Here is a 14,008-nt window from a genome sequence, read left to right on the forward strand (position 1 = left end):
ACTTAAACCGGGCTCTGCCCGTCATAGGCTGATGCCTAAAAGCCTGCCAGACGAATCGCTGCCGATGACGCTGAAGTGCTAAACCCACCCTCGCCCTAAACCCGCTGCAAAGCCTCTAGGTGTCTGGGCTGCAAGACTTCCAAGCCTGTCTTTCCGGGCCTCGACGCTGGCGCAGCGTCGGAGCGCGCGCCTGTAAGAGGCTCCAATAGAAGCGACTTTTCTCCGCACTATGGGCACAGGCGCCGAATGAGCGGCGTCACTCCTTAGCAAGTTGTCAGTTGACAACTTTACGCATTGATTAGAGACTGAGGTTCATTGGATGACCCGTGCAGCACATACGAAAAAGGAAGTTGAGAACGCCCTTAAATACGCCGAGTCCCAAGGCTGGCGAATAACGCAAGGCGGCAGTCATTGCTGGGGGAAAATGTATTGTCCTTCCAATGATAGCGACTGTAGATGCGGCGAATTCTGTATCACCAGTATATGGAGCACTCCCAAGAACCCTGGCAATTTCGCCAATGCCATACGCCGGGTCGTTAATAACTGCACCACGCTTAGTGGGCAATCAGCGTCGAAGAAATCGGCCAATGCGGAGTAAAAACATGGACTACATCTTTACCCTCAGATACCTGCTGAACCCGAACGAGCACGACATGGACGAACTGGTCGGCCGTCTTGCTGAAGCAGGTTGCGACGATGCCCTGATCGGCATCGGCCAACCCGGCCGCATTGCCCTGGCGTTTACCCGAGAAGCCGCTTGCGCCGAAGAAGCCATTCTCAGCGCAATGGACAACGTGCGCAGCGTTCTGCCAGACGCTACCCTCATTGAAGCGACGCCGGATATGGTTGGCCTCACCGACGTAGCCGCGCTGGTCGGCATGACTCGCCAGAACATGCGCAAGTTGATGATCACCAACGCCGACTCATTTCCTCCCCCCATCCATGAAGGCGCTGCGTCCATCTGGCACCTGTCCGACATCCTCACCTGGATGCAGTCCCGGGGTATTTACACCCTCGCGCAGAGCCTCATCGATATTTCCCAAACCGCGATGCGCGTTAATGTCAGCAAAGAGCAGCGGCGTCTGAACGCTGGCGCGCTGGCTAGCTAAGAACGGGCTTGGGTGTATGGCGAATTTGCTGGCGAATTGAGTCTGTCGTAGCTGACAACAGCCCCGTTAGGATCGCAGCACTCCTGCTAACGAGCCTTTGGAGCACGCGATGGACGATATTCCCGGCAACATACACATCCCCCATTTTCGAGTAAGGCGCGTGGTGCCGGATGACCTCGCGCTTATCTGCAACCACCGTGAGCGCATGTTTCTTGAAGCCGATGGCAACGCCGAACAGCTCAGGGTAATGACTGAAAATTTCCGTCCATGGCTGAAAACCCGTTTGCGGGATGGTCGCTATTACGGCTTCGTGCTGATGGATAACGAAACGCCAGCCGCCGCCGTGGGCTTGATGACCATCGAATGGCCGCCGCACCCTGCTCACCCAACGGACGCGTCACGCGGTTACGTCCTAAACGTGTACGTCGAACAGCCCTATCGACGGCAAGGGCTCGCCTCTTCGTTGATGAAACTGGCGGAAGCAGAATTTGCCCGGCGCGGTGTCGGCTTCGCCGTGCTTCATGCCACGCAGGCCGGTAAGCCGGTGTATGAAAAGCTGGGCTGGGGAGCGACGTCGGAGATGGCCAAGCGCTTGCAGATTTGAGGTCGCAAACAAGCCTCTCGCAGGAAGTCTGCGGAGGCTTGTTGCAGGCGCGGTTAGAACGTCTGACCGTTCGCAGCTTTTTCCAGTAGCAGCGCAGGCGGCAGGAAGCGGTCGCCGTACTGTTCAGCCAAGTACTGAGCCCGCGCGACGAAATCTTGCAGCCCGTATTGGTTGATGAACTGCAAGGCACCGCCGGTCCAGGCCGCAAAGCCTATGCCGAAGATGGAGCCGATGTTGGCATCAGCCGTCGAAAGCAAAACGCCCTCTTCGACGCAGCGAACGGTTTCGATGGCCTGAATAAACAAAATGCGGTCGCGAACATCGTCTTGGGAAATCTGCGCGTCCGCCTTCTCGAAACGGCCCTTGAGTTCCGGCCAGAGAAATTTCTTGCCGCCGGCAGGGTATTCGTAGAAACCACCGCCTGCTGCTTTGCCAGGACGTTTGTATTCGTTGAGCATCAGGTCCACCACCGCGAACGCAGGGTGCTCAGGAATCTGTTTGCCCTCGGTCGCCAGATCCTTAACGGTTTGTTGGCGAATGTGGTTCATCAGGCTCATCGACACTTCATCGCTGATGGCCAACGGACCGACCGGCATACCGGCTTTACGCGCTTCGGTTTCGATCATCGCCGCGTTCACGCCTTCGCCCAGCATGGCGAGGCCTTCATTGGTGAAAGTGCCAAACACCCGCGAGGTAAAGAAGCCGCGGCTGTCGGTAACCACGATAGGCGTTTTGTTGATCTGCATAACGTAGTCGAAGCCGCGCGCCAGGGTTTCGTCGCTGGTATGCGCGCCTTTGATGATTTCCACCAACGGCATCTTGTCCACCGGGCTGAAGAAATGCAGGCCGATAAACTTGTCCTGTTTCTCCACCGCTTTCGCCAGGCCTGTGATCGGCAAGGTGGATGTGTTGGAAGCAATCACAGCATCCGCCAGGGCATGACGTTCAGCGGCGGCCGTCACTTTGGCTTTCAGGTCACGGTCTTCGAACACGGCTTCGATGATCAAATCGCAGCCACTGAAGTCCGCTTCGTCGGCAGACGCTGTGATGCGAGCCAGAATGGCGTCGCGTTTTTCTGCGGTCATTTGCCCACGTCCGACCTTTTTATCCAACAAGGTGGCCGAGTAGCTTTTGCCTTTCTGGGCCGCTTCCAGCGATACATCTTTAAGCACCACCTCGACGCCCGCCACCGCCGACACATAGGCGATGCCAGCACCCATCATGCCCGCGCCCAGCACACCGACTTTTTGCGTGACGTAGGCCGGTTGACCCTTGGGCCGCGAGCCACCGGCGTTGATTTCATTGAGCTGAAACCAGAACGTGCCGATCATGTTTTTCGCCACCTGGCCGGTGGTCAGTTCGGTGAAATAGCGCGCTTCAATGAGCTGCGCGGTGTCGAAATCGACCTGCGCGCCTTCCACCGCAGCGCACATGATTTTTTCCGGTGCCGGGAAGCAGCCTTTGGTTTTGTCGCGCAGCACCGAGGGCGCGATGGCGAGCATTTGCGCCACGTTGGGGCTCGACGGCGTGCCGCCCGGAATTTTGTAGCCTTTCACATCCCAAGGCTGCACGGCGTTTGGATTGGCGGCGATCCAGGCGCGCGCCTTGGCGAGCATGTCGTCGCGGTCGCTGGCGAGGTCGTGAATCAACCCGGCTTTTAGCGCTTCGGCCGGCCGAACTTTTTTGCCTTCGGCCAAGTACGGCAGCGCTTTCTCCAGCCCGAGGATGCGCACCATACGCACCACCCCGCCGCCGCCTGGCAATAGGCCGAGCGTTACTTCCGGCAGGCCCAACTGCACGCTGCTGCTGTCCAGCGCGATGCGGTGATGACAGGCCAGGCAAATTTCCCAACCGCCGCCCAACGCGGCGCCGTTAATTGCCGCCACCACCGGTTTGCCCAGGGTTTCCAGGCGCCGCAGTTGGCCTTTGATGTTGAGGATCATCTGGTAGAACGATGCAGCGTCGGCCTTGGTGACTTTCACCAACTCATTTAGGTCGCCGCCCGCGAAGAAGGTTTTCTTCGCCGAGGTAACGATCACCCCGGCGATATCGGCCTTCTCGGCTTCCAGTCGGGCCACGGTGGCGGCCATGGCCTCACGGTAATCGGCGTTCATGGTGTTGGCACTTTGGCCGGGCATATCGATGGTCAGAACGACGATATTGTCCTGGCCTTTTTCATAACGGATGGCGTCAGTCATTTCTTTTCCTACCCCGAGAGTGGGGAAGCCGTTCAGAGGCGCAGCGAACTGAGCAGGCAAGTCGAAGGCCGGCTGAGAACGCGCAATAGCGTCTGAAAGCTCCTTAGATGCGTTCGATGATCGTGGCGATGCCCATGCCACCGCCGACACACAAGGTGGCGAGGCCGTAACGCAAATTGCGTTTTTCCAGCTCGTCCAGCAGTGTGCCGAGGATCGCGCAGCCGGTTGCGCCCAGCGGATGGCCCATGGCGATGGAGCCGCCGTTGACGTTGACCTTCTCTTCGCTGACGCCCATGTCTTTCATGAATTTCATCACCACCGAGGCGAACGCCTCGTTGACTTCAAACAGGTCGATGTCATCAACGCTCAGGCCGGCTTTGGCCAGCACTTTGCGCGTAGCCGGCGCTGGGCCGGTGAGCATGATGGTCGGATCGGTGCTGGTGACGGCGGTCGCCACGATGCGCGCCCGTGGCTTCAGGCCAAGCTCTTTGCCTTTGGCCTGCGAGCCAATCAACATCACCGCCGCGCCATCGACGATGCCCGAGCTATTGCCCGGTGTGTGCACGTGGTTGATGCGTTCAACATGGCTGTATTGGCGGATGGCCGTGGCGTCAAAGCCCATCTGGCCCATCATTTCGAAGCTCGGCTTGAGCGCGCCGAGGCCTTCAAGGGTGGAATCGCCGCGGATGAACTCGTCGTGGTCCAAAAGCACGATGCCGTTCTGGTCAGTGACCGGAATCAGCGACTTGTTAAACGAGCCATCAGCGCTGGCGCGTGCCGCTTTTTGCTGCGAGCGCAGGGCAAACGCGTCGACATCCGTGCGGCTGAAACCTTCTAAGGTGGCGATCAAATCGGCACCGATGCCCTGCGGTACGAAGCTGGTGCTGAGGTTGGTTTCCGGGTCCATGACCCAGGCGCCGCCATCCGAGCCCATGGGCACGCGCGACATCGATTCAACGCCGCCGACTACGACCAGGTCTTCAAAGCCCGAGCGCACTTTCATGGCGCCGAGGTTTACCGCTTCCAGACCCGAAGCGCAGAACCGGTTGATCTGCACGCCAGAAACGCTGACGTCCCACTTGGCCACCATCGGCGCGGTTTTAGCGATGTCCGCGCCCTGATCGCCCACGGGCGTTACGCAGCCCAGCACGATGTCATCCACCTGACTGGTATCGAGGTTGTTGCGCGTTTGCAGCGCAGTGAGCAACCCGGCGATGAGGTTGACGGGTTTGACGCTATGCAAAGCGCCGTCCTTTTTACCCTTGCCACGCGGCGTACGCACCGCGTCGAAAATGAATGCTTCGGTCATGACATCCTCTGGCCTTCTGCTGAAGGGCTGGCTATCGGCATCGCGCACAGGGCGCAACGAGCCTGTTGTTGTATGCCGCTCCACCTTAACGCCACAGGCCCCAGGCTCAATGACCGAAATGCTCAGGGCCATTGACCGCGATGCTCAGACGAACGGTCGTTTGATCCACTGCAGGCAGCGCTGGGTTGCGACGTGTCTGGAACAAGCCTCGTTACCTGATATCAACCAGCGCCATAACCCAGGCGCACAAGCCCGGCGTTTCTAAATACCAAGCGTTCTAAGCCGCCAGTGACGTGCCCCCTATTGTCTACAAAGCTACTGTTCATAGCGCTAGGGCGCCGCTGCCGGGTTTTGCCGGAGCGGTTTATCAATTCAGCCAAGGCAAGCGGGTGCGTTTTCGGACCGCGCGATGCCAACAAGAACAAAGGCCGACCGCCATGTTGAAACAACCAAAAGTCCGCCAAGCCGGATGGATCCTTTTTGCCACCGCTGTCGTTCTGATTCTGCCCAATCTCACGCGGCTGATCAGCTGACGCCCATTGCGCTGCGTATGCGGGTTGTTTCTGACTCGCTCTGCACGTTGCGCATCCAGCCACTACAATCGCCGCTTTAGGAACTGGAGCGGTGGCATGCGCGCGATACTCGTTGGCTTGTTGTTAATGCTCGGCCTACCCGCGCTGGCGGCTGACCTGACCCTGGCCCTGCCCGCCGGCGCCCAGACGCTGAGCACCGAGGCGTTGCTCAAGCATCCGCAGGTCCAGGCCATCGAGATTCAAAACGACGTGGCGTACAAGCGCACCATGCGCTATCGCGCCGTCCCGCTCGCCGCGTTGCTAACCGGCGTGGAAAGCAGCGACCACCTGCAAGTGGTGGCGCTCGATGGTTTTGCCGCCGAAATCCCCGCCGCGCCACTGCTGCAAAACACCGTCAGCCGCGCGTGGCTGGCAATTGAAGATCCAACAGCGCCCTGGCCGCCGCTGGCCAGCGGCAAGCCAAGCGCCGGGCCGTTTTATCTGGTGTGGAGCCAGCCTGAAGCCAACCACATCGGCCCGGAACAGTGGCCGTTTCAGATTGCCAAAATCAGCCGTTTAACGGCAGTCGCGGATCGCTTCCCCGCTTTGTTACCGGCAAACGATGCCAGTGCCGAGGTGCAAGCCGGATTCGCTCAATTCCAGAAAAACTGCCTCGCCTGCCACCGCCTCAACGGCGCCGGCGACGCTCAGTTCGGGCCAGACCTGAACGTGCCGCACAACCCCACCGAATATTTCGCCGACGGTTTTCTCGCACGCTACATTCGCGACCCGCAAAGCCTGCGGCGTTGGCCTCAAGGCAAAATGCCGGGCTTCGGACCCGAGGTCATCAGCGACCAGGCGTTGCAGCAATTAATTGCGTACTTGCGGCATATGGCGGGGCGAAAGATATAAAAGCATCGCGGCTAAAGCCGCTCCTACAGAAGAGGTGCGGCGAGGCTCCAAAACTGTGGGAGCGGCTTTAGCCGCGATTCCTGCAAACGAAAACATCAAGAGCATCGCGGCTAAAGCCGTTCCTATAGGAGAGCTGATCGAGCTGAAACGCTTTAAACCACCTTCAAATTCCGTGCATACCAGGGCCGTCTCGGGCTGCGTTTGAGCAGCTGCGGCACCTCGTCTTCGCCACTGAGCGCGATCCGCAGCGCCAGCTTCATCACTTCCACCTCCATCTCCGCCGCCTGGCTTTCAAACGCCGCAGCACCTTGCTCGGTCGGCCCGCAGCCGTGGGTCAGCGGGCCGAGCCACGGGTCGGCCACCTCGACCCAGCGCCCCGGGGCAAACCAGTTCACGCCGTTCACTTCGCGACGCAGCACCTCGCCGGGATGGTGGCGCTCATGCGCCTGGAACCAGTCTTCAACCCGCGCATCCAGCCAGGCATGAAAGCGCCAGAACACCGGGTTGATGTGGGAGGAAAACGGGTCGCCGAGAAAATCGTTCTCGGCACGAAACCAACGCGGGGCGTAATCGGATTGCTCGCGATCCCCGGTTATGGGCATGCCGTTGGACGGGTCTCGGGTCACCGTGGCCCAGCGCATATGCAGCCAGTCGTGAATATTCAACTCCACCTCGGAACCGAACTGGGCGAGCGTCAGGCGACTGAGGTATTGGGGGTCCTTGTACTGCGATTCCCAAACTTGAAAGTTGCTGTAGTGGGTGTCGTGGGCCTTGATCTGGGCGAGCCACTGACTGAGTTCTTCGTCGTCACTGGCTACCCAGGCTGGCGGTACCGAGTTGCCGTCGTGGTTGTCGTAGTAACGGATAAAACCCTGGCGGTCGCGCTCGATAAATACCGGCGGCTGTGGCAGTTCCTGCCAGGTCGGTAAGTCGGGCTGCAATGCCCGGGCGCGGCCGAGCATATGGCGGTGCATAAACAGAAAATCCTCGCCCGAGCCGTTCAGGTGTTTACGTCGGCCTCGAGCGCCCCGCTCAGCGTCACGCGGGCCGGGCTGCCAGCCCAGGCCGCGCAGGGCGTTGCGTTTGTCGTCGTCCAGGCGTCGCCATTTATCACGGCTCGCATGCCACAGCTGATGAAACAAACGGTGTTGCGGCGACACCAGCCAGCTCAGTAGCGCAGGCGCCAACGGCGTTCGCTCCCGGGCCTCGGGGAACGCGCGTTTGATGGCGACGAATTGGCAAGCCTGTTCCGGCAAGGCCAAAGGCCGCTGCAAATCGCGTATCGAACCATTCAACGAGGCACTACCGGCATCGCTCCACCCGCCCCACACCTCGTCCAACAGCGCAGTGAATTCGTAGCGCGGCACCCCGTTATCACCCAGCAAGCGCCAACGCAATTGCCCTTCAGGCATCCCGGTAAGGTCGCCTTGCACCCGGTATTCGGCCGGTTTGTCGCTACGCAAGGTGCTTGGCAACCCCAAATAACCTCGCACCGCCCGCCCGCTGGGGCCTACGTCCAGCAGCAGTTCCACGCTCTGCGCCAAACCCAGCATCTGACGGTCCGCGCCGCTAAAGCGGATATCCCAGATACCCCGCAACTGATCAGCGAACCGCGCGAGCGGCGGCGCTGCCGATTCCACTGTGGCCTCGTCCGGCGTCAGGCGCTGCCCCGGCTGCAAGGGGTCGTCGAAATCACGCTCGCGGCGCGCGTAAAGCACGGCGGGAATGGCCGCGCCGGTGACCACCAGCCCAGCCATAAAGCCTCGTCGGGAAAACCTCATCGCGCACTCATCAATCCAGACCTGATCCAGCTAGAACGTCTGCTGCGCCAAGAAATTTAGCGGTGCGGTGCACCTCGTCCGCTAAATTTTCCGGCGCCCGGCTCGTTCCTCCCAACAGCACACCTTTAGCCGTTGGTTCGAGCATGAAAAACACCCGTCGTACCTTGCTGGTTGTCTCGCTTTTACTGGTGCTCGCGGTGGTTGGCGCGGCGGCCTGGTACTTTTTTGTGCGTCCCGCACCGCCGTATTCAGCCGAGCTGATGCGCCGCGCCAACGCGCTGCAAGAACGCATTGTGTCGTTCGATAGCCACATCACCGTGCCGGTGGATTTCGGCACCGAAGGCAACGAAGCGGATAAAGACGGCGACGGCCGCTTCGACCTGATCAAGGCGGCGCGCGGGCGATTGTCCGGCGCGGCACTTACCGTGTTCGGCTGGCCAGAAATCTGGAACGGCCCGAACGCACCGCACCGCCCTACCCCGGCTTTTGTCGATGAAGCGCGCCATCAACAAGAGCTGCGCTACACCATCATCACCGGCATGGTTCGCGACTTTCCCAATCAGGTCGGCATCGCCTACACGCCCGCCGACTACCGCCGCCTGGCCAACGAGGGCAAGTTCGCCATCTTTATCAGTATGCTCAACGCTTACCCGCTGGGTGACGACCTCAGCCTGCTCGACACCTGGGCCGCGCGCGGCATGCGCATGTTCGGTTTTAGCTACGTTGGCAATAACAGCTGGGCAGACTCTTCGCGGCCGCTGCCGTTCTTCAACGACCGCGCCGATGCACTCGGTGGTTTGTCGGCCCTGGGCGAACAAGCGGTGGCGCGATTGAACGAGCTGGGCGTGATCATCGACGTGTCGCAAATGTCGACTCTCGCACTGGAAGACGTTGCCCGCCTAAGCCGCACGCCGCTGGTGGCTTCGCACTCCGTGCCCCGCGCCTTCGTCGACATTCCACGCAACCTCAGCGACCACGAATTGCAGCTGATCAAAAACAGCGGCGGCGTGGTGCAAGTCGTCGGCTTCCCCGCTTATTTGCGCCCCCTCAGCCAACCGACGCTGAACAAGCTCAACGCCCTGCGCGCGCAGTTCGACTTGCGGCCACTGCAAGGCCTGAACAACGCGTTAATGCCGGGCGACCCGGTGATCGCCACCTGGCCCGAAGCGCGCTTCGGTGAATACGCCGGCGCGCTGTACAAAATTCTTGAAGAAGAGCCGCTGGCGGGCCTGAAAGAGTACGGCGATGCCATCGACTATACGGTAAAGAAAATCGGCATCGACCACGTCGGCATCGCCTCGGACTTCAACGACGGCGGCGGCCTGGACGGCTGGCACGATGTCGGCGACACCCGCAACGTCACCGCCGAACTGCTCAATCGCGGCTACTCCGATGCCGACATTGCCAAGCTCTGGGGCGGCAATTTTCTGCGCGTCTGGGAACAGACCCAAGCCAGCGCCACCCGCTGATTACCACCGCGTTTCCAGGAATCGAGGCTAAAGCCTCTGCCACAGTAAAACGCCGCCAAACGGGAGCTCCATGACTGATCGCCGCACGTTTCTCAAACAGGCCGGTTTACTGGCCGCAGCCTTGCCCATGGGCGCCCCGGTCTTTGCCGACGACTCGTCGGCGCTCGCCTTCAGCAGCAATGCCGCCGAGAAATGGCAGCAACTGCGCGCCCTGTTCCCACTCGATTACAGCCTGGCGCACTTCTCGACGTTTCTGCTCACCTCGCACCCGAAACCGGTGCGCGATGCCATCGCCCAGTTTCGCGCCGAGCTGGACCGCAACCCCGCCGCTGCCGTGGATTACGAAAGCGAAGCCATCTGGAAACACGAGGACAACGCGCGCAACTGGGCAGCCAATTACCTCAACGTCACGCCCGCGCAAATCGCCCTCACCGGCAGCACCACCGAAGGCCTGGCGCTGATCTATGCCGGTATCCACATTCGCCCGGACCAGGAACTGCTGACCACCGAACACGAACACAGCTCAGCCTACGCCGCCATGCGGTTTCGCAAGCAGCGAGAAAACACGCAGATGCGTGAAATTCGCTTGTTCGACGAGCCGCAGGGCATTTCAACCGAGCAGATTGTGCAGCGTATAAAAAGCGAACTGCGCCCGAACACCCGCGTGTTGGCGCTTACCTGGGTTCAATCGGGCAGCGGAGTGAAGTTGCCGATTGGCGAAATTGGCAAGATGGTGCGCGAACATAACCAGGGCCGTGACGAAGCGGATCGACTGCTGTTGTGTGTCGATGGCGTTCATGGTTTCGGCATCGAAAATGTCACCTTCGCCGACCTGAATTGCGACTACCTGATTGCCGGTGCGCACAAGTGGCTGTTCGGACCGCGCGGCACCGGCATCATCTGCTCGGCCACGCCGACCATGGCCAACATGACGCCCACGGTCGGCAGTTTTTCGCGCGCCGACGACACCTTTGGTTCGGTGATGTCGCCGGGCGGCTATCACAGTTTTGAACACCGCTGGGCCTTGGGCAAAGCCTTCGAGCTGCACCTTTTATTGGGCAAGGCGGACGTGCAAGCGCGCATTCATGGCCTTAACACCTACCTGAAACAGCGAATAAAAACGGTCAAGGGCGTGCAATTGGTCACCCCTGAAAGCCCGCAGTTTTCCTCCGGTTTCACCTTTTTCAAAACGCCGCTGGTGGATGAAGACGCGATTGCCGCCTACCTCACCCGCAATGGCGTAATCGTCGACGCCGTTAACCGCGATATCGGCCCCGTAGTACGCATGGCGCCCAGCCTGCTCAACACCGAGGCGGACATCGATCGCGCCATCAATTTGCTGACCCAACAGCTATGAGAAATCGTTTATGAAAACCCTGCTTATTGCCGCGCTGCTGCTGATCGCACCGCCTGCGAATGCTGCCGACACACACGCTGCGGGCAGTGTATTTCGCGACTGCAAAGACTGCCCGCAGATGGTCGTACTGCCTGCCGGCACGTTCACTATGGGCACCCCAGAAAACGAAGTGGGCCGCCAGCCCGATGAAGGCCCGCTGAACCCCGTCACCTTCGCCAAACCGTTCGCCATCAGCCATTTCCAAATAACGGCGGGCGAGTGGGACGCCTATGTCAAACAGGCAAACGTGACCATCGCCGACGGGGACGAGCGTCCTGGCCGTGAATGCGTGGCAAGCAAACCCCGCTACCCGCAAGGCCCCACGCAGCCGGCGGTATGCATGAGCTACGACGATGTAAAAGCCTATGTCGCCTGGCTGTCGAAACAGACCGGCAAGCACTACCGCATGCTCAGCGAAGCCGAGCGTGAATACGCCGCACGGGCCGGTTCTGCCGGGCCATTCCCGTTCCCGTTTGATGAAGGTGCCGACTATGGCATTAGCAAACACGCCAACACCTACGGGCCGGCGGATGGCTTCAGCTACACCTCGCCGGTCGGCAGTTACCCCGCCAATGCCTTCGGCGTGTATGACATGCACGGCAACGTGTACGAGTGGGTGGCCGATTGCATGCACGACGGCTACGTCGGCGCGCCGAGCGATGGCAGAGCGTGGATGGAAGCCAGCTGCGAATATCACATGATCCGCGGCAACGACTGGACCGAGGCGCCGATCTTTTCGCGGTCGGGAAACAGGAATTATCGCGAGCCGTATGTGCGTGGCGATTGGTTGGGGTTTCGGGTGGCGCGGGAGCTGTAGGCGCCAAGCAGAAGCAAAGCATCGCGGCTAAAGCCGCTCCCACAGATGCTCTGTTTTTCTGTGGGAGCGGCTTTAGCCGCGATTCCTGAAAAAGAAGAACGCCAAGCTGTCTCCTAATCTGCCGACCCTCCCCGCTAAATTTCCCCTCCCCCCACCCGTCTTTTCCTCAGGCGATCACGCCCGCGCCCTTTCAGGAAAAGCCGATGAACACCCCCACCCCAGCTGCCCCCAGCGCCATTCGCGAACTGCTCACGCTGCTCAAGCCGTTCTGGCCGTTGGCCACAGCCTGCGTGGTGTTGGGCGTGCTCGGCGGCCTGAGCATCACGGCGTTACTGGCAACGATCAACAATGGCCTGCACGCGCAAAACGGTATGAGCACAGGCGTGGTCATCGCCTTCGCTGGATTTTGTCTGGTGGCGCTGGCCAGCTCGATTGCGGCGGATATCGGCACCAATTACATCGGCCAACACATCATCGCCCGCCTGCGCAAAGACCTAGGCGCCAAGGTGCTGTCGGCGCCCATCGAGCAGATCGAGCGCTTTCGCAGCCACCGGCTGATTCCGGTGCTCACCCACGACGTCGATACCGTCAGCGACTTCGCTTTTGCCTTCGCGCCGCTGGCCATTGCCTTTACAGTGACCCTCGGCTGCCTGGGCTACCTGGCCTATTTGTCATGGCCGATGTTCCTGATTACCGCCGTGGCCATCGTGATCGGCTGCACCGCGCAGTTCTTTGCGCAGTCGCTCGGGTTGCAGGGTTTTCACCAGGCGCGCGAAGCCGAGGACGACCTGCAAAAGCACTACCGCGCCGTGGCCGAAGGCGCCAAGGAACTGCGCATCAACCGGCCGCGCCGCCAGCGCATGTTTACCCAACAGTTGCAGGCAACGGCTGAACATATCTGTCGTTTACAGATTCGCTCGATCAGCATTTTCGTCACCGCCAAAGCCTTCGGTTCCATGCTGTTTTTTGTGGTCATCGCCCTGGCCATTGCTACGCAAAGCCTGTGGTTCAACAACGATGCCGCGGTCATCAGCGGCTTCGTCTTGGTGCTGCTATATATGAAAGGCCCGCTGGAAACCCTGCTCGCCACCTTGCCCATTGTCAGCCGTGCCCAAGTGGCGTTCAGCCATATCGCCGAGCTGTCGCGGTTGTTCTCCTCGCCGGAGCCGCACTTGCTGCTGGACAACCCGCAAACCGCCCCGCCCACGCCCCTGCGTGGCATCGAATTGCGCAATGTGGTCTATGCCTTTCCCGCCGTAGAAGGCGCAGCGGCGTTTCATCTTGGGCCGGTCAACCTCAGGGTCGAGCCCGGCGAAATTCTGTTTATCGTCGGCGACAACGGCAGCGGCAAAACCACGCTGATCAAGCTGCTGCTCGGCTTATACGCGCCGCAGCAAGGCGAGGTGCTGCTTAACGGCCAGGCGATAACGGCTGAAGAACGAGACGATTACCGCCAGTTGTTCACCACGATTTTTGCCGACTACTACCTGTTCGACGACCTGGTTCAAGGCGAGCACGCCCTGCCCGCCGATGCCGGCAAATACTTGCAGCGTCTGGAAATCGCTCACAAGGTCAGCGTGCGCGACGGGGCGTTCACCACCACCGATTTGTCCACCGGCCAGCGCAAGCGCCTGGCACTGGTGAACGCCTGGCTCGATGGGCGGCCGGTGCTGGTGTTTGATGAATGGGCCGCCGACCAAGACCCGGCCTTCCGCAAGATTTTCTACACCGAGCTGCTGCCCGACCTGAAGCGCCTGGGCAAAACCATCATCGTGATCTCCCACGACGACCGCTATTTCGACCTCGCCGACCAAGTGGTGCACCTGCAAAACGGTCAGCTGCAGGCCGCTGCGCATCCCGCCTGAGTAAAAAAGTTCAGAAATCGGAAAATTATTTTTCCG

General features: G+C 60.4%; 11 protein-coding genes. 8 read left to right on the forward strand and 3 right to left on the reverse strand.

The genetic code is table 11. From position 1 onward, the window contains the following. Positions 1-319: 319 nt before the first annotated feature. The 3 genes from ACZZZU_RS03265 (at position 320) to ACZZZU_RS03275 (ending at position 1,713) form a co-directional block, all read left to right on the forward strand. Positions 320-598, forward strand: a complete 279-nt coding sequence (locus ACZZZU_RS03265; protein WP_463382781.1) for a hypothetical protein — start codon at positions 320-322, stop codon at positions 596-598. Between the two features lie 4 nt (positions 599-602). Beyond that, entirely contained in the window at positions 603-1,109 is a 507-nt protein-coding gene (locus tag ACZZZU_RS03270) for a helix-turn-helix transcriptional regulator (RefSeq protein ID WP_463549730.1), read from the forward strand. Between the two features lie 109 nt (positions 1,110-1,218). Next, the gene (locus ACZZZU_RS03275) at positions 1,219-1,713 is read left to right on the forward strand and encodes a GNAT family N-acetyltransferase (RefSeq protein WP_463549731.1); all 495 of its coding nucleotides are present in this window, start codon (positions 1,219-1,221) and stop codon (positions 1,711-1,713) included. A 53-nt stretch (positions 1,714-1,766) separates the two neighbouring features. Here the strand turns inward: ACZZZU_RS03275 and ACZZZU_RS03280 are convergent, their stop codons facing one another. Together ACZZZU_RS03280 and ACZZZU_RS03285 are read right to left on the reverse strand one after the other, a co-directional pair. After that, a complete protein-coding gene (locus ACZZZU_RS03280) occupies positions 1,767-3,911 on the reverse strand; it encodes a 3-hydroxyacyl-CoA dehydrogenase NAD-binding domain-containing protein (protein WP_463549732.1) in 2,145 nt (714 codons plus the stop codon). 103 nt (positions 3,912-4,014) lie between these two features. After that, complete coding sequence (locus tag ACZZZU_RS03285) at positions 4,015-5,220, reverse strand: acetyl-CoA C-acetyltransferase (protein WP_122495932.1); 1,206 nt, start codon at positions 5,218-5,220, stop codon at positions 4,015-4,017. A gap of 629 nt (positions 5,221-5,849) precedes the next feature. Here ACZZZU_RS03285 and ACZZZU_RS03290 point away from each other — a divergent pair. Beyond that, the gene (locus tag ACZZZU_RS03290) at positions 5,850-6,644 is read left to right on the forward strand and encodes a cytochrome c (protein ID WP_463549733.1); all 795 of its coding nucleotides are present in this window, start codon (positions 5,850-5,852) and stop codon (positions 6,642-6,644) included. 152 nt (positions 6,645-6,796) lie between these two features. On the opposite strand, the gene pvdP is transcribed toward ACZZZU_RS03290, so the two are convergent. Beyond that, complete coding sequence (pvdP, locus tag ACZZZU_RS03295; RefSeq protein WP_463549734.1) at positions 6,797-8,425, reverse strand: pyoverdine maturation tyrosinase PvdP; 1,629 nt, start codon at positions 8,423-8,425, stop codon at positions 6,797-6,799. Positions 8,426-8,568: 143 nt separating this feature from the next. On the opposite strand from pvdP, the gene pvdM reads away from it, so the two are divergent. From pvdM to ACZZZU_RS03315, 4 genes are all read left to right on the forward strand, one after another. Continuing rightward, positions 8,569-9,894: a pyoverdine-tailoring dipeptidase-like protein PvdM gene (gene pvdM, locus ACZZZU_RS03300; protein ID WP_463549735.1), complete on the forward strand. Its 1,326-nt coding sequence runs from the start codon at positions 8,569-8,571 to the stop codon at positions 9,892-9,894. A gap of 70 nt (positions 9,895-9,964) precedes the next feature. Further along, complete coding sequence (pvdN, locus tag ACZZZU_RS03305) at positions 9,965-11,251, forward strand: pyoverdine-tailoring periplasmic protein PvdN (protein ID WP_463549736.1); 1,287 nt, start codon at positions 9,965-9,967, stop codon at positions 11,249-11,251. A 10-nt stretch (positions 11,252-11,261) separates the two neighbouring features. Then, entirely contained in the window at positions 11,262-12,107 is an 846-nt protein-coding gene (gene pvdO, locus ACZZZU_RS03310) for a dihydropyoverdine dehydrogenase (protein ID WP_463549737.1), read from the forward strand. Positions 12,108-12,310: 203 nt separating this feature from the next. Next, a complete protein-coding gene (locus tag ACZZZU_RS03315) occupies positions 12,311-13,972 on the forward strand; it encodes a cyclic peptide export ABC transporter (protein ID WP_463549738.1) in 1,662 nt (553 codons plus the stop codon). Positions 13,973-14,008: the final 36 nt, after the last annotated feature.

The organism is Pseudomonas sp. AC136, from assembly GCF_979258585.1.

Coding starts and splice junctions, on each gene's coding strand:
- ACZZZU_RS03265 (WP_463382781.1), top strand. CDS start 320: ATGACCCGTGCAGCACATACGAAAAAGGAAGTTGAGAACGCCCTTAAA.
- ACZZZU_RS03270 (WP_463549730.1), top strand. CDS start 603: ATGGACTACATCTTTACCCTCAGATACCTGCTGAACCCGAACGAGCAC.
- ACZZZU_RS03275 (WP_463549731.1), top strand. CDS start 1,219: ATGGACGATATTCCCGGCAACATACACATCCCCCATTTTCGAGTAAGG.
- ACZZZU_RS03280 (WP_463549732.1), bottom strand. CDS start 3,911: ATGACTGACGCCATCCGTTATGAAAAAGGCCAGGACAATATCGTCGTT.
- ACZZZU_RS03285 (WP_122495932.1), bottom strand. CDS start 5,220: ATGACCGAAGCATTCATTTTCGACGCGGTGCGTACGCCGCGTGGCAAG.
- ACZZZU_RS03290 (WP_463549733.1), top strand. CDS start 5,850: ATGCGCGCGATACTCGTTGGCTTGTTGTTAATGCTCGGCCTACCCGCG.
- pvdP (WP_463549734.1), bottom strand. CDS start 8,425: ATGAGGTTTTCCCGACGAGGCTTTATGGCTGGGCTGGTGGTCACCGGC.
- pvdM (WP_463549735.1), top strand. CDS start 8,569: ATGAAAAACACCCGTCGTACCTTGCTGGTTGTCTCGCTTTTACTGGTG.
- pvdN (WP_463549736.1), top strand. CDS start 9,965: ATGACTGATCGCCGCACGTTTCTCAAACAGGCCGGTTTACTGGCCGCA.
- pvdO (WP_463549737.1), top strand. CDS start 11,262: ATGAAAACCCTGCTTATTGCCGCGCTGCTGCTGATCGCACCGCCTGCG.
- ACZZZU_RS03315 (WP_463549738.1), top strand. CDS start 12,311: ATGAACACCCCCACCCCAGCTGCCCCCAGCGCCATTCGCGAACTGCTC.